The sequence below is a fragment of the Clostridium sp. TW13 genome, assembly GCF_024345225.1.
Taxonomy (GTDB): domain Bacteria; phylum Bacillota; class Clostridia; order Clostridiales; family Clostridiaceae; genus Inconstantimicrobium; species Inconstantimicrobium mannanitabidum.
Window position 1 is genome coordinate 2,842,123 of record NZ_BROD01000001.1, and the last position, 23,613, is coordinate 2,865,735.

The 23,613-nt window shown below is 30.3% G+C and carries 14 protein-coding genes; 3 read left to right on the forward strand and 11 right to left on the reverse strand.

Annotated features, from left to right (window positions below):
- Positions 1–249 precede the first annotated feature (249 nt).
- Positions 250–9,156, forward strand: coding sequence for an Ig-like domain-containing protein (locus OCU47_RS13560; protein WP_261829139.1), 8,907 nt, complete (start codon positions 250–252; stop codon positions 9,154–9,156).
- A 159-nt stretch (positions 9,157–9,315) separates the two neighbouring features.
- Positions 9,316–9,648 carry a hypothetical protein gene (locus OCU47_RS13565; protein WP_261829140.1) on the forward strand — a complete coding sequence of 111 codons (333 nt, stop codon included), beginning with the start codon at positions 9,316–9,318 and terminating at the stop codon, positions 9,646–9,648.
- A gap of 83 nt (positions 9,649–9,731) precedes the next feature.
- On the opposite strand, the gene OCU47_RS13570 is transcribed toward OCU47_RS13565, so the two are convergent.
- The 3 genes from OCU47_RS13570 to OCU47_RS13580 form a co-directional block, all read right to left on the reverse strand.
- On the reverse strand, positions 9,732–10,574 hold the full coding sequence (locus OCU47_RS13570; protein WP_261829141.1) for an SDR family oxidoreductase: 843 nt from the start codon (positions 10,572–10,574) through the stop codon (positions 9,732–9,734).
- Positions 10,575–11,548: 974 nt separating this feature from the next.
- Positions 11,549–11,956 (reverse strand): hypothetical protein, encoded by a 408-nt coding sequence (locus OCU47_RS13575; protein ID WP_261829142.1) that lies wholly within the window; start codon positions 11,954–11,956, stop codon positions 11,549–11,551.
- A gap of 332 nt (positions 11,957–12,288) precedes the next feature.
- Positions 12,289–14,082: a hypothetical protein gene (locus OCU47_RS13580; RefSeq protein ID WP_261829143.1), complete on the reverse strand. Its 1,794-nt coding sequence runs from the start codon at positions 14,080–14,082 to the stop codon at positions 12,289–12,291.
- A 360-nt stretch (positions 14,083–14,442) separates the two neighbouring features.
- Here OCU47_RS13580 and OCU47_RS13585 point away from each other — a divergent pair, with 360 nt between their 5' ends.
- Complete coding sequence (locus tag OCU47_RS13585; protein WP_261829144.1) at positions 14,443–16,473, forward strand: purple acid phosphatase family protein; 2,031 nt, start codon at positions 14,443–14,445, stop codon at positions 16,471–16,473.
- Positions 16,474–16,560: 87 nt separating this feature from the next.
- On the opposite strand, the gene OCU47_RS13590 is transcribed toward OCU47_RS13585, so the two are convergent.
- From OCU47_RS13590 to rfbD, 8 genes are all read right to left on the reverse strand, one after another.
- Positions 16,561–17,244 (reverse strand): CpsD/CapB family tyrosine-protein kinase, encoded by a 684-nt coding sequence (locus OCU47_RS13590; RefSeq protein WP_261829145.1) that lies wholly within the window; start codon positions 17,242–17,244, stop codon positions 16,561–16,563.
- Between the two features lie 255 nt (positions 17,245–17,499).
- Positions 17,500–18,153 carry a sugar transferase gene (locus tag OCU47_RS13595; protein WP_261829146.1) on the reverse strand — a complete coding sequence of 218 codons (654 nt, stop codon included), beginning with the start codon at positions 18,151–18,153 and terminating at the stop codon, positions 17,500–17,502.
- Between the two features lie 29 nt (positions 18,154–18,182).
- Positions 18,183–18,947 (reverse strand): tyrosine-protein phosphatase, encoded by a 765-nt coding sequence (locus OCU47_RS13600; RefSeq protein ID WP_261829147.1) that lies wholly within the window; start codon positions 18,945–18,947, stop codon positions 18,183–18,185.
- An 11-nt stretch (positions 18,948–18,958) separates the two neighbouring features.
- Entirely contained in the window at positions 18,959–19,612 is a 654-nt protein-coding gene (locus tag OCU47_RS13605; protein WP_261829148.1) for a CpsD/CapB family tyrosine-protein kinase, read from the reverse strand.
- Between the two features lie 12 nt (positions 19,613–19,624).
- On the reverse strand, positions 19,625–20,308 hold the full coding sequence (locus tag OCU47_RS13610; RefSeq protein ID WP_261829149.1) for a YveK family protein: 684 nt from the start codon (positions 20,306–20,308) through the stop codon (positions 19,625–19,627).
- 36 nt (positions 20,309–20,344) lie between these two features.
- Positions 20,345–21,160 carry an SGNH/GDSL hydrolase family protein gene (locus OCU47_RS13615; protein ID WP_261829150.1) on the reverse strand — a complete coding sequence of 272 codons (816 nt, stop codon included), beginning with the start codon at positions 21,158–21,160 and terminating at the stop codon, positions 20,345–20,347.
- A gap of 437 nt (positions 21,161–21,597) precedes the next feature.
- On the reverse strand, positions 21,598–22,653 hold the full coding sequence (rfbB, locus tag OCU47_RS13620) for a dTDP-glucose 4,6-dehydratase (RefSeq protein ID WP_261829151.1): 1,056 nt from the start codon (positions 22,651–22,653) through the stop codon (positions 21,598–21,600).
- Between the two features lie 77 nt (positions 22,654–22,730).
- Positions 22,731–23,609 (reverse strand): dTDP-4-dehydrorhamnose reductase, encoded by an 879-nt coding sequence (rfbD, locus tag OCU47_RS13625; RefSeq protein WP_261829152.1) that lies wholly within the window; start codon positions 23,607–23,609, stop codon positions 22,731–22,733.
- Positions 23,610–23,613: the final 4 nt, after the last annotated feature.

Sequence of the window (23,613 nt, forward strand, 5' to 3'; positions counted from 1 at the left end):
ACTGTACAACATAACATGAAGCATTATGCTATAAAGATAAAATAAATTGGTTATGTAATTCATATACTTTATATGTATTCCAATCAATTTCTAGATATTTTATTTATATATGTAATATATTACACCAGCTGTATTGATTTTTCCATGTATATTTTATACAATTAATTAAAACTTATTAAATTTAATTATAATTCACATTAATTTTTTACTTCAACAAATTAATTTTTATATAAATCAAGGAGGCTATTCATGAATAGGAAAAAACTTCAAGCTTTAATTCTTGCTCTTATTGTAACTTCATCAACTATTACTGCACCCAATTACAAAGCTTATGCAGAATCAGCTGACCCTACACTTATAGCACTGTCACAAATTATTGATAATAATTCTATCACTAACCAAGCTTCATCAATTCCATCAATGACAGACGACCCTTCACTTACAATTGATGAAAATATTACAAGCAATGACTTTGAATCAAACTTTTATGTGGTTGATGATAAAAAATCTTCAAATGTACTTCAGATAAATAGTATATCCGACAAAATATCTAACAAAAATGTACTTGCATTTTTCAATTTATCAAAATTAGCATTAACTGCTGGAGATTATATTGATTATGAAGTGACAACTACAGATACTTCCAACGTTGATACCACTAAAAAATATACCTATTCAAACATAGAAGCAAAACAATACTACTTACCAGGTATCTCAACAACAAACATTAATAAAATAACCGTTGTATACAATCTAAAACATAAGGATGGCTCAGTAGCATATAAATCTAAACAGGTAATCAAAGCTTCTACAGATACAGTTGCTCCAGCGCTTAAAATTACTAATGTAAACTATTCCCTAAGCTCTAGTAACTCAGTCGCAACCTTCAAGATAAAAGTAACAGATGACTCAGTTATGTTATCAAAGCCAGCCTTGTATATAGGAGGGACAGCTACTCCAGTTGAAAATGCAGATATAAATTATGATAAGACCAGCAATGAATATACTGTAACAATTAAAAATCTTAGCCAAGCTTCATGGAAATATGACTTTTTTGCTTCAGATGATTCCTTTAATGTATCAAATGTAACCTTTGACAGCACAATTCTACCAACCTTTGATATATATAAGGGCAGTGTACTTACTGATAAAGATTTCAACTTAAGAGGCACCTTGCCATCTGGCACTTCTTCAGCTTATATAAATACGCATGCTATATCCAATAATTCTTTTGTCACAAAACTTGCAAAAAATGAGACTGATTTAAGCTGCAATTATACTTATAACAATTACAAAGTTAATTACTCAGCAAAAGTTTTACCGGATAACCAAGCACCAACCTTCAGTAATATAAAGGGTGACTCTTCTATAAGTTTGACTTCAGATAATAAAATGTACGTTAAATCAACTGATAATTTCACATTGGATGGCAAAATAGCAGATAACTATATTTCTTCAGGTATGAAAATAGATAGTATTGATTATCTATTAAATGGTTATGACGCAAGATCTGTAGATTTAGCAGATACAACAAAATTCACATATAGTGATGGTACTTTTCATGCTTTGCTTGACTTGTCCAATACTTCTGATAACGATGACGTAACAGTAATAATTAAAGCCTCAGATAAATTTAATAACCAATCAACATTAATCTTTGATGTAATTGTAGATAAAACAATAGATACTCCTACCATAAATTTAAAACCCTCTTACGGAGTATATTCAGATAAGACTGGATGCAACTTTAATGGTTCTGTTACTCCTTCAATAAGTACTTCTGAGCCAAATTTGGACAAGCAAAATTCTAAGATTATAATAAAAAAATATATAAACTCTAGTGATAATAATCCAACAACCTATCTAGATACTAATTTTAATGATAGTGTACACTTAGATTCTAGTGTCAATAACACATATGCACTAAAAAATTCAATTTCTGAGGATGGTAAGTATGAAGTAATTACCCACCTTGTAGATCTTGCAGGAAATCAAATTTCCCCTGATTCTATAAGAACTTTTTATATTGATAAAACTGCTCCTATTATTAAATTTACAGATGCAGTACTTCAAAATAATGATACTGTATATAAGCAATCTATAACTCCAACAGTTACCATTACAGATTTATTCTTAACTAAATCTGATATCATAAGCTCAAAATATGTGGATATAAAAATCGATGGTAATACACAAACCTTATCTTCAGATGATATTACTCCTACCCTAAATAAAGACGGATCAACTACCTATAGCATAAATTTAACTTCATTACCTGAAGGGCATCATACATTATCCGTTAAAACTACTGATCATTCAAATAATAGTTCTACTACTAATACAAAAGATATCTATGTTGATACAACTGCTCCAACGGTAAGCCAAATAATGGGCAAGGATGATTTAACATTAATTAACAATAATTACTATAGGACTCCATTCAATCCTTATGTAACTGTTTCAGAAACTAATATAGATAAAACACGCTCATTCTTCACTGTTACTAAAGATGGTTCAACTACAATATATCCCTTTAATTCTCCTCAGGTAAGTGAAGTTTATATTGGTGACGGTACAAAAAATTATATTTTGAATAATATTGTTGATAGTGATGCTTCCTATACCATAACTGAACACGTTCAAGATGAAGCTGGAAATATACAAAATACTCCTGATGAAATTTCAACATTTTATATAGATAGTATCAGTAAACCTACTATTAGTAATGTCCCCTCTAGCCCTACCACCAGTGATATTACGCCTATAATTACAGTATCTGATCACTTCTTGAATAAAGATAATTGGAACGCTGAAGTTGACGGCAAGAAATATATCTATGCAGAGCTAAATGGAAATGCCTACGCTCTTACCTTTAAAGAAAAAAATGGAGACACTATTACTTTTGAAGGTGCTAAAATTTCAGCTAATACTGCTAAAGGCGTTAAAGACAATCTCAAGGTTTTCGTTTTAGATAAAGCTGCAATGGCTTTAAATGAAGAACCTAAAACTACCCAAATTAACTTTATAAAAGATAACGAAGCACCAACTATTTCTATATCAAAGGGTTTTCCACTATCAAACAATAAGCCTAATTTTTATAATACTGATGTATCTCCTGAATTTACAATCACTGATAACTATGGTTTCTCTGGTACGCCAAAGGTAACCATTATAAACAGAGATACTTTCGATTTAATTCCTTTCAGCCTATCAAAAAATGATGATGGTAATTATACTCTAAATGGAATCAACATCAATGATGATGGAAATTATAGAATAGCAATTTCTGCATCTGATACTGCTAATAATCCTGCGTTAATTAATGGTTCAAATGGGTATGTATATGACTTTACTGTAGATAAAACAAAACCAAATGTTGATATTGCTTTTGATTCTTATAGTAAATCTCACGTGCATGAGGGTATTTACTACAATAACCATGATTCAGTTACTCCTAAAGTTACTATTTCAGATACAAACTTTATCAATAGTGGTACTAAGGTACTTTTAAACAATGAAGATATAACTTCAAAAATAGATCCTCAATCTAATACCTTTGACTTAAGCTATTCTGCTGAAGGAAAATATACAATTGAAGTTATAAATACAGATGAGGCTGGTAACTCAAATAGTGCCAAGAGTACCTTTGTACTTGATAGGACTAAGCCAGTTCTAAAATTCAATTTTAAAGATGGTGACTATATAAGCAACAAAAACTTCCGCCCAATAATATCAACTGAAAATCCTGAAGATACTATTACTAACGTAACTATTAATTGGAATCCTTTTATTGATCCTAGCAACTTACCTATACTAAAAGACAATAACTACACTATATCAGCAACTGCTACCGACTTTGCTGGTAATGTTAGTGACGATAGTCCCAAAAACTTCACAATTGATACAACCTCCCCATCAGTAAGCAAAATTAAAGATGCAAATGGTGCATTATTAATAGATAACAGCTACTATAGAAATCCATTTGATCCTTATGTAACTGTTTCTGAAACTAATATAGACAAAACTAATTCTTACTTCATTGTTACTAAAGATGGGATAACTACAAGGTATAATTTTGATGCAGACCAAGTAAGTGAAACTTACAGTATTACCGGAGGTAAGTGCTATACTTTAAAAAATGTTGTTGACAGTGATGCTGCTTATACAATCACTGTACATGTTGAAGACAAAGCTGGAAATATTCAAAATACTCCTGACCAAACTTCAACATTTTATATAGATAGCTACAATGCTCCATCTATTTACAACATTCCATCTGACAATACAAATACTGATATAACTCCTACCATTACAATAGTTGATCACTTCTTAAATAAGGATAATTGGAACCAAGACATTAATGGTACAAAGTATATCCGTGCTGAATTAAATGGAAAAGCCTATGAACTTACCTTCAAAGAAAAAATTGGAGATACTATTATATTGGAAGGCGCTAAAATTTCAGCCAACACTGCTAAAGGCATCAACGATAATCTTAAAGTATTTGTTTTAGATAAAGCTGCAATAGCTCTAAATGAAAAACCTGCAACTAATGAAGTTAACTTCGTAAAAGATAGTGAGAATCCTATTATTTCTATATCAAAGCCTTTTCCAAATTCAAATAATAAGCTTAATTTCTACAATAGTGATGTATCACCTGAATTTACAATTACTGATAACTACGGTTTCTCTCATAAGCCAAACGTAAGCATAATAAACAAAAATACTGGTGAAAAAGTTCCTTTTAATTTATTAAAAAATCCAGATGGAAATTACACTGTAACTGGAATCAATATTCATGAGGATGGAAACTACAAAATAACAATTGACGCAGCTGATACTGCTGGTAATATTGCTTTATTTAACGGAACACAGGGTTATGTATATAATTTCACTGTAGATCAAACAACTCCAAGTGTCAGCATTAATTTTGATGATTATAGTAAAGCTCATATGCATGATGGCATTTACTACAACAACCATGATTCAGTCAGCCCTAAAATTGTTATTTCAGATACTAACTTTATTGATAGTGGAACTAAAGTGTATTTAAACAGCGAAGATATAACTTCAAAAATAGATCCTGAATCTAATACCTTTAACTTAACTTACTATGCTGAAGGAAAATATACTATCGCAGTTGTTAACACTGATGAAGCTGGTAATACAAGTAGTACTAATAGCACCTTCATAATTGATAGAACTAAACCTATAGTAAGTAAGATAAAAACTGAAAATGATAATTTATTAATTGATAATGGGTACTATAGAAATCCTTTTAATCCTTACATTACTGTTACAGAAGCTAATATAGATAAAGAAAATTCTTACTTCAATGTTACAAAAGATGGCAAAACTACAAAATATGACTTCAATGCTGATCAGGTTAGCGAAGTAATCAATAGTGATGGTTCAAAAAACTATATTTTAAAAAATGTTGTTGATAATGATGCTGCTTATACAATCACTGCTCACGTTCAGGATAAAGCTGAAAATATGCAAAGTACTCCTGACCAGACTTCAACATTTTGTATAGATAGCTCCACCATACCAACTATTAGTGAAGTACCTTCTACACCTACAAGCAATGATATTACACCTGTAATTACAGTTGTTGATCACTTTTTGAATAAAGATAATTGGAATAATGATGTCAATGGCAAAAAGTATATATATGCCGAACTAGATGGAAAATCCTATGCTCTTACCTTCAAAGAAAAAGTTGGAGATACCATAACTTTTGAAGGTGCCAAAATTTCAACAAACACTGCTAAAAATATAAAAGATAATCTTAAGATATTTGTTCTAGATAAAGGTGCCATGGCTTTAAATGAAGCTCCTAAAACTGCTGAAATTAACTTTATAAAAGATAGTACAGCTCCTACTATCTCTATATCAAAAGATTTTCCAAACTCAATTAATAAACCTAATTTTTATAATAGTGATGTAACACCAGAGTTTACAATCGCTGATAACTACGCTTTCTCTGATGCACCAAAAGTAAATATTATAAATAAAGATACTGGTGAAGCAGTTCCTTTTAATCTATTAAAAAATGCTGATGGTAACTACACATTAAAGGGAATCAATATTCATAAAGATGGAAATTATAAAATAGCAATTTCAGCCTCTGATACTGCTGGAAACCTTGCCTTATTCAACGATTTGCAGGGTTACAAGTATGAGTTTACTGTAGACCAAACAAAGCCAGATATAAAAATTAATCTTGATGATTATAGTAAATCTCATACCCATAATGGTATTTATTACAACAACCATAATTCAGTCAGTCCTAAAATTGTTATTTCAGATACTAATTTTATCAATAGCGGAACTAAGGTATTTTTAAATAATGAGGATATCACTTCAAAAATAGATCCTAAGTCCTCTACCTTTGATTTAAGTTATTATGCTGAAGGTAAGTATACTATAGAAGTTGTAAACACTGATGAAGCTGGTAACACTAACAGCACCAAAAGCACCTTTGTAATTGATAGAACTAAACCAGTTCTTGATTATAACTATAATGAAGGTGATTATATAAATACTAAAAATTTTAAACCTGTAATTTCAACTGAAGTTAATGAAGATACTGTTGATAAAGTAAAAATTAATGGAACTGATTATGATCCAAAACACCTACCAATCCTTACAGATAAAAATTACACTATATCAGCTGTTGCTAGTGACTTTGCAGGAAATATTACAGAGGATATTCCAAAATCATTTACTATTGATACAACACCACCAGTAGTAAGCGATATAAAAACTAAAAACGATGAAGCATTAATTGATAATCGCTACTATAGAAATCCGTTTAATCCTTATGTAACTGTTACTGAAACTAATATAGATAAAATCAATTCCTACTTCAATGTTACTAAAGATGGGGTAACTACAAAGTATGATTTCAATGATTCTCAGGTAAGTGAAGTGGACAATGGTAATGGTACTAAAAATTATATTTTAAAGAATGTTGTTAATAGTGATGCTGAATATACAATTACAGTTCATGTTCAAGATAAGGCTAAAAATAACCAAAGTACACCTGATCAAACTTCAACATTTTATATAGACAGCTATACTGTTCCTAGGATTAAAAATGTGCCTTCTAACCCTACAAGCAGTGATATCGCACCTATAATTACAGTAGTTGATCACTTCTTGAACAAGGATAATTGGAACCAAGAAATTAATGGTAAAAAATATATCTATGCTGAGTTAAATGGTAAGTCCTATGCCCTTTACTTTAAAGAAAAGGTTGGTGATACTATAACTTTTGAAGGTGCCAAAATTTCAGCAAATACTGCTAGAGGTATAAAAGATAAGCTTAAAGTATTTCTTTTAGATAAGGGTGCAATAGATTTAAATGAAAGCCCTGCAACTGATGAAGTTAGCTTTGTAAAAGATAGTGAAGTACCTACTATTAGTATATCAAAAGATTTTCCACACTCAGCCAATAAGCCTACTTTCTATAATAGTGATGTATCACCTGAATTTGCAATCAATGATAACTATGGTTTCTCTGGTACACCAAAGGTAAGTATTATAAACAAAAATACCGGTGAAGGAGTTCCTTTTAATTTAACACAAACTTCTAACGGTAATTACAAATTAAGTGGAATAAATATTCACAATGATGGTAATTATAGAATAACAATTTCAGCAACTGATACAGCTGGTAACATCGCTTTATATAATGGATCCCAAGGCTATTCCTATGATTTTACTGTGGATCAAACAAAGCCAGATGTAAAAATTAATCTTGATGATTACAGTAAATCTCATATGCATAATGGTATTTATTATAACAATCATCAGTCAGTCAGTCCTCAAATTGCTATTTCAGATACTAACTTTATCAGTAGTGGAACTAAGATATATTTAAATGGTCAAGAAATAACTTCACAAATAAATCCTAGTACTAATACCTTTAATTTAAATTACTCTGCTGAAGGAAAATATACTATTGAGGTTGTAAACACTGATGAAGCTGGTAACACCAATAGTACACAGAGCACATTAATAATTGATAGGACTAAGCCAATTCTAAAGTTTAATTTTAATGACGGCAATTATATAAACACTAAGAACTTTAGACCAATAATAACAACAGAATTGTCAGAAGATATGATTGATAAAGTAAATATTAATGGAAATGATTATATAAGGCCTGGGATTTTACCAACCCTTTCAGATAATAAGTATACTATATCAGCTGTTGGCAGTGACTTTGCAGGAAATATATCTGATCAGGTTACAAAAATGTTTACGCTAGATACCACTCCTCCAAATGTAACTATTTTCGGTTTACTAGAAGGTTTGCTTTTCTATAATAAAAACATTACTCTTGGCTCTTCACAAAGTGATACTAACCAAGATATTCTTACAATGACTTTGAACGGTGCACCATATCACGGTGAACCTATTAGTGCTGAAAATGAGTATACTTTTATAGCTACAGCAATAGACAAAGCTAAAAATGTTACTGAAAAGACTATAAAATTTGTTATAGATAAAACTGCTCCAACTGTGGATTTTGGCAATATAAAAGATAATGAATTTTACAATCATGTAATTCAACCAATAATAAAATACAGCGATGCCTATGGATGTATCCCAGACATTAAACTTGATGGTGAACCTTATAACAACCAACCAATCGACTCAGAAGGTCCTCATACTTTAGTTGTCAAGTTAACTGATAAAGCAGGAAACGTTAGAGGCCCAATTGTATTTAAATTCTATATAAAAACAACTGGACCAAGAATTTCTGTTAGTGGAATAATGGATGGTGCCACTTATATTGATACAGTAACACCTCAAATAGCAGTTGAAGGTGATATAGAGCCTACAATAACTTTAGATGGTGCAAGCTACAAAAAAGGCGATGCTATTACCACCCCAGGTAAGCACATTTTAAAAGTCACAGCCTATGATCCAAACTACAAAACTACATCTGAAAAAATAGTTAAGTTTACAATTAAGATAAATGGCAAAAATTCATTTTTCGGACCAAATAAAACTATACTATCAATTAGTGGTGGAGCTCTATCAGCAGCAATTCTTGGTGTTTTAGGATTCTTCAAGTTAAAAAAATTGAGAAAACCAAGAAAAGCATCCAGCGCAAGTGACAATGATAATCCTGAAAAATAAATTACTGTATAAACAAAATCAAATAATGCTTAAGGCAAAAGATTCTCTTAGTAATTTCACTGAGAGAATCTTTAGTTTTTGGCTAAATTTCTATAAACGTGATATACTAAGTCTATGTTAAATACACTATTAAAAATATTAAATTAAGGTGGGACTTATATGTCAGTTTATGCAATTACATATTATTTAAATGAAGAAACACATTCATGTGGATGTGGAGAACATGATCATGATCATAATCATGAACATGAACACGAACATCATCACGAAGTTCGTGATGACTATGAAATCGTAGGAAACATTAAAACTCTAGGTTCATGGGCTTGCTTTATGCCTGATAGTTACTTATTAAAGACAGACTTAACAGCATCTGAAATATCAAATAAACTTAAGAGTTTTCTTGAATCAAAAGATTTGCTTTTTGTAACTAAAGTTGATAAAGATGATGTTGCTTCCTTAACTCCTGGAGTAGTAGAGTGGATAAGTAAATAGAATCCTAAAAAGCAATATAAAGTTTAAAGCAGATAAATACTGAAACAACCTCAGTACTTATCTGCTTTAACTCTATTTTCATTTTAATATAAACTGTTTATATACTCCTTAAAGGAAGATTGTCCATATTTTATTTTTGCTGTCATGTCATTGCTTAAAGTCCATCTTCCAAACTTTATATTTGCAGTCTTTCCATTCTTGCTTATCCTGCTTATAAACTCTAGAAGGCCAAATAACTTTGGAGATACATACTTTATTTTCTCTTCTTTCTTTGCAGCCTTAAAAAATAACTTTGCTATTTCCTCATAGCTATACACTTCTTTTCCGCCTATCTCTAAAATCTCCTTACTATAATCATCAATATTTTTAACAACACAATTTGCTAAATCCTTTGTATCTATAACATTCGCAGTAGCCATACTTCCTTTTAGAAGCATCACTGTTCCTTTATCAACCATAGGCTTAAACACTTTTGCTATATCATAAAAATAACCTGTTGGTCTGTATATTGTATAATCCAAACCACTTTCAATCAACTTTTCCTCAAATTTATGCTTTGCATCAAGCATAGGTATACTTGGATCATCATCACACTTAATTACGGAAATATATATAAATTTCTTTACACCTGATTTTTTAGCTTCATTTAGTAGATTTAAATTTCCTTGCAAATCTACATCATAATGTGTAGTAACCTTACTTGCTGTTGTAAGTCCTACCGTTGATATTACACAATCAACACCTTCGCATATATCTTTTAAATCCTCTGGCTTTGTAAAATCACACTTTTTTACTTCAACATTTTCATTTTTAATATTCTCTTTTATAGATCTATTCACTGCTACTATTTTATTTCCTGATAAAATTAATTGGTCTAGTATTTCTTTCCCAAGGTTGCCAAAACAACCACCTAAAAGAACCTTCATAACTCTCTCTCCTCTTCTCAATTAATCCTTTTAAATTTTAATTGTTTAACTTCTTTAAATTTTCAATCTATAAAAACAATAACACTTGGTAACTTTTCTATGACTTGCAAACTGTCCATTTGTTGCCCCCTAATTACTAATATTTATTATATAAGTATTATTATACTACACATACACTAATTAACAAATTTAAACTATCAGAATGTATCTACTCTTGCCTCTTACTCATCTCTTAATTACCTATATCTTAAACTTTGCTGAACAATACTTTTTAGATCTTCTATATGTAGTCGCCCTAGCTAATCAGCTACATATAGAAGTATTCCATCAAAATGTTGGTGGACAACTTCTGAAAATTCGACATTTTTCTACCAACATTTATCCGATAACTAGCATCCGTAACACTCAAATCTTATATGAAACTCCTCTTCCTAAAGTCAGATGAGTACTCACAGAGTAAGCGACCATCATCAAATCATAGATTTAAGATGTCTGCTTAACCAATTCACACTAAATCAATTTTAATGAAGTTAACTAATTCATTAGTTAACTAAGTTCAAGTAACCAAATCATAGATTTGGACTTTCACTTATTTGCTTAAGTTGGAGATAACGGCTACACGCTCCTGGACGAGGTACCCCTTGAGGGTGTAAGTTCAACTAAGATTCAGATGGGGATCAAACCCCACCTGAATCAAGTTTCACTTGATATGGAACAGTACTATATACACTCCAATAATATATTCCGATGGAGATGTCCCTAATTGTTGACATAAAAAAAGATTATAAGCAAAATTAATTACCTATAACCTTATTTATATTGATAGGGCAATATCATCAATTAAATTATAACATTGCACTTTTTTATGAAACAATGTATTTCAAGATTAAATACTCTCATTTGACGATATTTTCATCAATAAAGTTATTAAAATTAAATTTAATTTTAAACATTGCTATTTTAAAAATCATCTCTTACCAAAATGCTAGCTTAGGCTTACCAGTATCTTTATGGTCAGATGTATCTTCTTCAGGTTTATCTGCTATTTTTATTGTCTTATATGTTTGCCTGTTTATATAGATTGTAAGCTCATGATGCCAACCATCTGGTATCTCTGTTTCCAAAAGGAATGGAACTATAACTTGCGGACATAACTTGCCTTCATTCTGAGGTTTTAATCCTATAGTTAGAAATACCTCTGCTGTACCCGGATCTCTTATATATCTTATAATTCCTCCAGGAAATTTGTCTGCAATCTTAGCTTCATGACAAGGGGTTGGAAGTGTGCCTGCTATAGCAACATAAACAACACCATTCTGCCTGATTGCCACTGCATCATTTACTTCTCTATTCATTGATTGATTCTCAAAATTACAATTCATTTTTTTCCTCCTAAAAGCTTTATGCAATCTATACTATGACAATAAAGGAACTTTATTTCCAATGCAAATTCCAAAATAAGCAGTATAATCCTCCAAGCACTGATTTATCCTATAAATATTTATATATAAACATATTTACATAGTTAAATGCTGTAACCTATTCTTAGATTCCATGAACTTAATTTCTAAAATAAATAGAGCAAAATGTAAATAAAAATACTAAACTAAAATTAAAAAGGGAACGTAGAAGGCTTGCTTAGCCACACCTACACTCCCTTTTTGCCTTAGCAACTGAGTTTATATTATTGTTTTAAACTTTCTATTTGTTCATGCTATTTCTTTGTCTTTGGTTTTGCATCAGTTAATAATTGTTGAAGGTATTTTGCACTTTCTTTATTTTTAACTTTTGCAATAGCTGCTTTTGCTGCTTTTACATTAGCATCAGTATACTTTTTCTTTGCTGTATCTATTACTTTTAATGCACTATTAACATCAGAAGTAAGTACCTCTTTACCTGTTGTACTGCTTAATTTGTTAAGAAGTGCATCTCTATTAGCTGACTTCTTTACATTCTTAATAATATATTGTTTTGCACTGTCAAACTTTCTTAAATCTTTTTTCTTATCATTTTGCAAGTTTTTTATTGTAGTTAAAGCATTGCTAACATCAGTTGTATAAACCTTTTTAGATATTCCATTTAATTCTGCTAAAAGTGATTTACGCATAGATGTTGGTAATTGATTAATAACATTGATCGCATTTTCATAATCAGAAACTAATAATGTTGATTTTGCTTTTTTAACTAAATCCTTTGCTTGATTTAATGTTAATTTGTTAGCTGCATCATTTAATTGAGAAAGCATTGCTGTTTTATCTACACTATTTGGTAGCACTGCAACCATTTTCTTTGCATCATTTATCATATCTATTTTATTTGATTTTATTGCTGCATCAACTGTATCATGAGCATTATACACATCTCCTAAATTCAATAAATCATCCATCTTCATTGCAACTGAATTATTTTTTGTTGTTTTAGGATATGAAATTTCAACCTTACCATTTATATTTTTTATATCATTATTAAAGTGTATATTTGCTGTATAAATAGCTTTACTTTTGTTTGTAGTATCTCCAATAGCTTTGCTTATGCTAGCTGTATCAATAACTATTTGGACATCCCCCTGCTCATTTACAACGTATCCATTACTATCAACAGCAAAATTAATTACTATTCCCTTATCCCCTAAAACTTTAATCTTATCAAATACTCCAAGATAAGTATTTAATTGTTGTGTTATAGCTGGTAAAGAATTATCAAGATTTGCAAAAGCACTTTCTATCTGTGAATTTACCATTGCTGCTTCATCTTTTGATGGAGCCACAGCTGATATAACTGATGTTAAATAATCTTTTAATAAGCTTAAAGAATCTTTATTTTCAGATATGTTGTTTACAGCATAGTGAAGTAATGACTTCAAGCTACTATCATTTAATGCAAATTGATAAACTTTAACATTTATCTTCTTTCCATTCTGAATTATAGTTTTATTTCCTAAACTTGTGATTGGATCTTTAGTTGGATTAAAGTTCTTCATGTATTCATCAATGAAAGCTGTTAGCTTCGGTTCTAATTGAGCAATTTTTGAATAATCAACTGTACTGGCTGCTACATTTTGAGAATTATCAATTACAAGATAATCTTTGCCCTTTAATTGCAAAATCTTATCTGAAATTAATTTAGGAACTTTTACTGTTGTTGTCTGTTTAGTTGCATCATTGTTTGTCCAAACTGAAGTTTGGAAATCCTCTTTACCTACCTTAGCTTTAAGATCTATTTGTGATTTTAAAATTGTTTTTGCAGAATTTTGATTAAATTTTGATGTCACATGAATTTGTGAATCATTTAGCTTCATCACCTCTCCCATATCCTTTTGTTCCTGTGGTGATAAATTTTTTGCTGATAATTTTAGCGTCACATCTGTTTGCACTTCTGCTGAAGTTATAGAATTGTTTTTCTTCATTGCACTATAAACTGAAAATGCATTGCTAGAACAACCTGCTAGAACTGAAGCTGACATAGATACACTCATAACAAGTGCAAGTATTTTGCTCTTCTTTTTCATAATAATCCCCCTAAATAAATAAATTTATTTATTTATCGTATGATTATAGAAAACACTTGAAATATTTCTAATTAAATTTATTACTTTCCTTAATTTTCTTATGCAATTTGCCTTCAACATATGAATAACTTTCCAAAAACTCTGTGTTAATGTAAAAATAAAGTCTATTACGGAATATTTTGCTCGAATTTACTTATAACTAAACTGATACTATATTCCACTTAGCTTCATATAAACTTACAACATTATTTTGAATGTAAATTATATTTCACTATAGTTAACTTTTGTTAACATAATATTCCACATTGCTTAACATTAAAGCATTACCATAAAATTAATCTATAAATTAGGAGGAGAATTATGAAAAATAAATTTTTATCTATATGTGTTTCTCTAGCTTTGGCTGGAACACTTATGACAACACCAACTTATAATACAAAAGCTGCTGAAGTATCCTACAATGGAACTTCAATTGATGCAAATTTGAATGCTACCTCAACTCCAGATCATATTGCCCTTAGCTGGACAGGAGATGCAAAAACAACTCAAACAATTACTTGGAGATCAATATCTAGTAATACTAAAAGCAGCTTACAGTATAGAAAAGCTGGTTCAAATACTTGGACCACAATTGATAATATATCACCTAAAAAATTAACTGCATCTACAGGTGCCTCAAACATAACTACAGGTTCAGAAAATATTTATACTACTACAATTACAGGTCTTGCTCCTGGAACTAAATATGAATATCAAATCCTAGGAACAGATGCACAAGGAAAAACTAATACTAGCAAAATAAATACTTTTAGTACTGAAAAAGCCAATAATGCCTCTGCTAAGTTTATTGTTTTTGGAGATTCACAAAGTGGAATTGCTGATACACCTGAATATACTCCTTGGCACAATACAATAACAGAAGCTTACAACACTAACAAGGATGCGAATTTTGTTATAAATATGGGTGACTTAGTTGAAATAGGTGAGAACTATCAACATTGGAATAACTGGTTTTCAGCAACACAAGGAGTAATTGATAATATTCCTGAAATGCCTGTACAAGGAAATCATGAAACATACCAAGACAACAATTATGACACTTCTTCTCCAAAGTCATTTGTAGGTCAATTTAATGTACCTCAAAACGGCCCTTATGGACATATTGGTCAAACTTACTCTTATAACTATGGAAATGTTCACTTTGTAGTATTAGATAGCCAAGAGGATGAAGAAGCTACTGATGATGATTCCTTCTTACAACAACAAGCAAACTGGCTAGATAAAGACTTAACAAATAATAAGCAAAAATGGACAGTAGTTATGTTCCATAAAACTCCATACTATAATAAAAAGACAAGAAACAATCCTGCTGTAAAAGATATACTTACACCAGTAATTGAAAAGCATCACGTTGATATAGTATTCAATGGTCATGATCATGGGGTGTCTAGATCTTATGCAATAAACGGAAATAATTATTACACAGACTATTCAAAAGGAACTGTTTATTATGTAACAGGAAGAAGTGGAAACAAATATTATACAGATTTAAATAACAAGGTTTGGGATGCAAACTTTATAGATTGCCAAGACAGTCCTTCCTACGAAGTTGTTTCTGTAGTAAACGGAAAACTTACTATTGATGCATATAAATATAACACTATTGATACAAGTGCAAAAAATGCAAAGAATAAACTTTATAATACACCTGTTAAGATAGATACTTTAACAATAGATAAAGATACTCCTGCTAACAGCACTCCATTAACATTAAAAGCAAGTGAAAAAACTGGACTTGCGATTGCTGGTACATTACAAGCTGGTTATGATGTTACTATAGCAAACAATAAGGCGTATATAGATCCAACATTGATAGCAACTTATTATAAAGGAACTTATGATCCAGCTTCTCTAACATTAACAGTAAATAAAAAAGCCTATACCTTTGCTAAATCTGATTTATTAAACGGTGACGCTTCAAAAGTAAATATAGATGCACTTTACAAGCAAGGAATAGATGTAATCTACAATAAGGCTCTAAACTGTGTACTTGTAGATTTCACTGGAAGAATTACAGCTGATATGATATCTGCATTCAAAGGTTTTATAATAGGCACTGTTCCTGCACCAGTTCCGAATCCAACTCCAACACCTACTCCAAGCAACTCTGGAAAACCTAGTACAAATACAACTAACCCTTCAACTGCCACAACAACATCAGCAGTAACACCTGTAGCAGCCACACAATCTACTACACTTGCAAGCTTACCTAAAACAGGTTCTCCAATAAATTGGGTATTAGTTGTAGGATTTGGCTTGTTCAGCATTGCATCAGGAACTTTCCTAGTAATAGCTGAAAATAAAAAAAGAAAAAGTTTAACTAATAAATAGAATCTCATTAAATCATAAAGTAAATTAGATCCCTCAAATAAGACACCCTGCAATTCTATTTCTGAATTGCAGGGTGTGTTTATTTCATTAAACAAATACCTCTTCTTTATTTTTCTTCTCTTTTTCAGTACCATAATAGTAATAATTTTTTCTTGATTTGTCCACACAATTTATAACAGTACCTATAATTGTTGCTCCTACCATATCCAATAAACTCTTGGCTCTAAGTACTGATTGTCTTTTTGTATGTTCTGCCTTAACAACTACTATTGTTCCATCTACTTTTCTTGATAAAACTTGGGCATCAGTAACTGCTAATAAAGGACTTGAATCCAGAATGACAATATCATAATGCTCTTTTATTTCATTTAATAATATTTCCATCAATTTGGAGTCCAACATTTCTGCAGGATTAGGAGGAATTTTACCAGAAGTTAATATATGTAGATTATCTGCATACTCAACTATAGTTTCTTCTAGATTTGCTTGTCCTACTAAAACATCTGAAAGACCTGCCAGATTAGATATATGAAATTTTTGATGTAGTGAAGGTTTTCTCAAATCACAATCAATTAAAATAACTTTTTTATCTGCCTGTGCAAAACTTAAAGCTAAATTTCCTGATATTGTTGATTTTCCCTCCCCTGGCTCAGAACTTGTTACAAGAATTGTTCGCATCTCTTTATCATATGAAGAATACTGAATATTGGTTCTTAACTCTCTAAAAGATTCTGCTGATATTGATTTTGGTTTCCTTTCTATTATAAACATCAAATTTCCCCCACACCATTTTAATTCCATTATATGTAAATAAATTTCATGTGTCAATATATGGATGAGGCTAGTCGTATAAATCATACTTTACAATAAACCGAGTAGATGGAATTATAAAAAACCTCTCTACAATTCTATTACGAATTATAGAGAGGTTTTTTAGCCTTTAATTTAGTACTTAATTTATATATATATAAACATCAATTTAGTTATCTAACTTATGTAGATAAACATGCAGCATTTACAAAAAAGCTATCTTGCATGCTTATCTCCAAAAAGTAACAAAAAGGTTTTTAAAATTAATTTTATATCTAAGGCAATACTCTTTCTATGAACATAATTTATATCCATTTCCATCCACTTTTTAAATGAAACATCATTTCTGCCTGAAACCTGCCAAATACATGTAATTCCAGGTTTGACTTCAAGCCTTTCTAACATCCAAGGTTCAAACTGATCTACTTCTTTAGGTAAAGAAGGTCTTGGCCCAACTATGCTCATTTCACCTTTAATCACATTTAAAAATTGAGGCAATTCATCAATACTAGTTTTTCTTATAAATCTTCCTATCCTAGTAACTCTTGGATCCTCTTTCATCTTAAACATAGGTCCACTCATCTCATTGCATTTTTCTAAATTCTTTTTCATTTCTTCTGCATCAGGTACCATAGATCTAAACTTGTACATCTTAAACCTTTTGCCTTTCATTCCAACTCTTTCTTGGACAAATACTATAGGTCCTCTGGATTCAAGTTTTATAGCAATAGCTACAATTAAAAGAAGTGGACTTAAAACTATAATTCCTAAAGATGATAAAACTATATCCATTATTCTTTTGATTGCACTGTAAAAGATGTTGTCTTTGGTATCAGTATCCACACACTCTTTCTCACTTAAGCTTTCCATTCTATCCCCTCACCCTTAATAAATACACTCTATTTAAAAAATGAAAATATACCTTTTTTATCACTTATTTTCATACCATCAAAAATCACATCTTTATTTTTTAACATTTTATCAGCACTTTCAATAAAGCTTTCTTTATTAGTTTTAGTTTTTTTCTCTATTATTTTCATTGCTCCACTAAGTCCCATACATCTGCTTCTTGTATTATGTGCATCAGATCCAATGAAATTATATATGTTATGATTAGTGAATATTTCTGCTGTTTTCTTAACTTTAGATCCAAAAACACCTTCAATACTGCCTGAATCTAATTGAAACAGATATCCTTCATCTATAAATTTATTAATTTCTGAAGGTTTTTCTATAAATGTATTATATCTTTCAGGATGTGCAATTATAGGAACTATTCCCTTAAGTTGCAACTCATATAGTAACTCAAAGGTCTCTTTTGGAAATTTAGTTACTGGGAATTCTATAAGCATATATTTTGAATCGTTTATTGTGCCTATAATACCAGATTTATAATCCTCAATAATATCTTCTGAAAAAAATACTTCTTGCCCATGATATATCTCAATATTTATTCCTTCTTGCTTACAAAGATTATTTATTTGAACTGTTAAATCTTTTACTTGTTGATAAGGGGCTTCTGCATACTCTAAGCAATAGTGTGGTGTAGCCACTATCTTTTTCACACCATCTTGCTCTGCGTGTTTTAACATTTCTAAAGTTATATCAACACTTTTTGCTCCATCATCTATTCCTGGAAGTACATGTGAATGAGTATCTATCATTTACCTACCTCCTATTTTTCATTACTATAGTAATAATAATGTTTTCTTGATCTTTCCACTCCATTTATAACAGTTCCTAGAATTTTTGCTCCTACCATATCCAATAATCCCTTAGCTCTCAGTACTGCATCCTTTTTTGTAGCTTCTGCTCTAACAACCAAGATTGTTCCATCTGCCTTTCTCGATAGAACTTGTGCATCTGTAACTGCTAATACAGGACTTGTATCCAAAATCACAATATCATAATGATCTTTTATTTCTTCTAATAATTTTTCCATGGCTTTTGACCCTAGCATTTCTGACGGATTTGGTGGAATCTTTCCTGCTGTTAATATGTCTAATCTGTTCCCATACTTATTTACAGCTTCTTCAACCTTCATCTTGCCTATTAGTACATCAGAAAGTCCTAATGCGTTAGATATCTTAAACTTTTTATGTATTGAAGGTTTTCTTAAGTCACAATCAATTAAAATAACACTTTTACCAGCTTGTCCAAAGGATAAGGCTAAATTTCCAGAAGTAGTTGATTTCCCTTCTCCAGGTTCAGAACTGGTTACAAGAATTGTTCTTATCTCTTTATCAAATAAAGAATATTGTATATTAGTTCTTAACGTTCTATAAGATTCTGCGGGTATTGACTTTGGCTTTGTTTCTACTATAAACATACTTTTTTCTCCTTACTTAACTTTCTCTGTATTCGGTATTTCTCCAATAACAGGTATTCCCAATATTGTTTCCAACTCTTCTTTTGATTTAAAGGTTGTATCAGTAACTTCAAGGAAAAATGCCAATCCAATTCCCACTATAAGCCCTAATAATAGGCCAATAGATATATTGAGCTTTTTATTAGGACTAGAAGGGCCTTCTGGAAGCCTTACAGTTTCTACCACCTTAACATTAGCATTAGAAATTAAATCTTTTGAAGTCTTAACAAACTCATCAGTTATGGCTCCTACAATGTCCTTAGCCTGATTTTTATCAGTACCTGTATAGCTTATCTCTAATATTTGAGTATTAGCAATTGGATTAACTGATAATTTACTTAATACACTTCCAGCATCTACGTTAAGTTTTTTAGTTTCTATTGCTCTTGTTACTAAATCACTTGTTTCTATTACATCTGTATAAGTCTTTAATAATTGTTGATACATCTGTATATCACTAGCATTGTAGCTATTATTTTTAGTATTCTCTTCTTTTCCTACAAATAGCTTAGTTTTAGCTTCGTATTTTGGCTTAATAAAAAAGAAAGTTGCCACTGTAGCTACTAATGTAAATGCTAAAACAATTGATATAATTAATTTCCATCTCTTTTTTATTATATCAATAATATTTTCTAAATTTATATTTTCTTGTTGCATGCTTTACCTCCAAAAATGACTGATATTGGTTTATTTCTAATTTGTTTTTGTATATTGCTTTATTACCTCACTAATAACTTGTGTATAAATCTTGTATCCATTATCATTAGGTAATACTCCCACAGTTAACTCACTTTGATTACCAGTATTTAAAAATGCTGTTTTTACATCTGCTGCTATCAATGTGTTTTCCTTTACTACACTTAATATTTGATTTCTATAATCACTTTCAAGATTAAGTGTATTTGGTAATATTGGTATTATAACTGCTTTACTATTTTTACTTTTTATATTTTTAATTAAGTCAGTATATCCTTGCTTAAAATCTTGTAAAGTAACTCCCTTATTTCGGTCACTTTGACCAAAACAAGTTAAAATCAAATCAAAACTATGTATGTCATTACTTGCTAAAATTTCATTTCCACGAATTATAGTGCAGCCCTGTTCTCCTAAATTCTTCAATTGAGAATCACTTTTATACGTGTTCTTAATCAAGTTAACCAAGTTCTTATCCCAAGAACCATCTGTTGTATCTTTTCCTTGACTTAAAGCGAGTCCATCTCCTAGTACAAGTATGTTAATTGATTTTCCCTTTTGAAGCTTTTGGTTAAAATCAAGATTTTCCTCAGTAGCTGCTGTTTCCTTCACTTCTTTTTCTGCTTCTTTGACTTCTTTTTGCGCTTGTCCTAGTTCTGATTTCTTTTGATCTATAATATTTTTTTGTAACCATTCAGCATATTCTTGTTTATCTTTATTTTGTAATTCATTACTCTTTTTTATTCCAAATACTGAAACTATTACTAAACTTATAAATAGAAACGTTATTATAACAACTCCTATTTTCTTATTCATGAAATTATCTCCCCCTATTATACCCTTAAATAGTATCTATGATAATTAACTTAATATAAATCATCTTCAAAAAAACTTCCATATATAGTTTTTTCTACTATAGTATTATACACTATAAATGTATAAAATTAAAAGCATCTTTATTATATTTCATCAAAATAAAACTATTTTGTAACGATTTTTTCCGTTTTTAATGGTAGACATCCTTTAATGCTTTTCTTTTCACTCTTTTTCTAAAAACTTAAAATAACTAAAAAGAAATTATAAAAATCACTGTACGAAAATATTTTCTTTCGTACAGTGTTTGTACTTATATATTTATTCTTCTAATATAAATTATTTTAATAGTACTGCGTACTTTTTTCATCGGTAAAATGAATTTGGTTGTGCTACGCACTTTATTTATCGGTGAAATGAATTTGGTTGTGCTACGCACTTTATTTATCGGTGTACATTTTTTCGTAATACTTTTGGTAATTGCCGGAAGTTACATTTTTCATCCATTCTTTATTATCTAGGTACCATTTAATAGTTTTCTTTATTCCAACTTCAAAAGTAGTTTCTGGATACCATCCTAATTCTTCTTTTATCTTATCTGGAGCTATTCCATATCTTCTATCGTGGCCTTTTCTATCTTCAACGTATTTGATTAAGCTTTCAGTTACCTCCTTATCTACATTTTCATTAATGTAAGATATAACTGTTTTTACTATTTGTATGTTAGTTCTTTCATTATGTCCACCAACATTATACACTTCACCAAATCTGCCTTCATTAATAACCATATCAATTGCTTTAGCATGATCTTCTACAAATAACCAATCTCTTATGTTCATTCCATCTCCATATACTGGTAGTTCATTGTGCTGTAAGCAATTATTAATTAATAATGGTATTAACTTTTCTGGGAATTGGAATGGACCATAATTATTTGAACATCTTGTTATGTTAACTGGCATGTTGTAAGTATCATGATAGGCCTTAACCATTAAATCTGAGCCAGCCTTACTTGATGAATATGGACTATGAGGATCTAATGGTGTTGTTTCCATGAAGAAACCTTCTGCCCCTAATGATCCGTATACTTCATCTGTTGATACATGAAGGAATTTAACACCTTCTTTAAATCCATCTGCTGTTTCCCAAGCATTTTTTGCACAATTAAGCATGTTAACTGTTCCTAGTACATTGGTCTTAGCAAATATTTCTGGTTCTATTATACTTCTATCAACATGTGATTCTGCAGCAAAATGAACAACATAATTTATATCATTAGCTTCAAAAAGACTTGAAACTAATTCTTTATCACAAATATCTCCTTGAACAAATGTATGTCTTGCATCATTTTCTATAGATTTAAGATTTTCCAAATTTCCTGCATAAGTTAACTTATCTAAATTGATTATTTTAATATCCTCGTATTTATTCAACATGTATAAAACAAAATTCGATCCTATAAATCCTGCTCCACCTGTAACCAAATATGTCTTCATTACTAATCTCCTTTTCCACTTAAAATATTCTCTTTTATTCTTACAAACTTAGTTTATAGTTTGAAGTTTGCACTATTTTACTTTTGTTTGCTCATAAATGCTTTTATTGCATCTTTCCAATCTCTCATTTCATCACCAACAGTACTTCTTAACATCATATTATCAAGTGATGAATACTCTGGTCTCTTTGCAGGAGTTTTATATTCTTCTGATGTACATGGGTTAACTTCACATTTTTCTCCTGATAATTCAATTATCATTTTAGCAAAATCATACCAAGTACATTCTCCCTTGCCAGTACAGTGGTATACTCCATATTCTTCAGTCTCAATAAGTTTTAAAATATGATAAGCTAAGTCATTTGCATGAGTTGGATTTCCTCTTTGATCATTAACAACCTTAAGCATATCTTTATCTTTTCCAAGCTTCATCATTGTGTAAACAAAATTATGTCCTACATATCCATAAAGCCAAGCAGTTCTTACTATAAAATATTTTGAAGAAAATTCACTTACATATTTTTCCCCTAAAAGTTTTGTTTTTCCATAAACGCTATATGGAGCTGTTAAATCATACTCAGTTAATGGTTTATTTCCCACTCCACTAAATACATAATCAGTTGAAACTTGAACTAGTTTTGCACCTATTTTTTCGCAAACTATAGCTAAATTTCTAGGTCCAATTGAGTTTACTTTAAATGCAAAATCCTCATTGCTTTCACAACCATCAACATTTGTTGCTGCTGCACAATTTATTACTACATCTGGTCTTAAATCATTTAATATTTCATTAACTTGAACTAAATTTGTTATATCAAGTTTATCTACATCTAATGGTACAACCTCAGATTTTTTTATTACTTCTGAAACTGCACCAATTTCAGCTCTTCCACTATTTATTATATCTTGAAGTTCATTACCCAATTGTCCCTTTGATCCTGTAATCAATATTTTCATATAT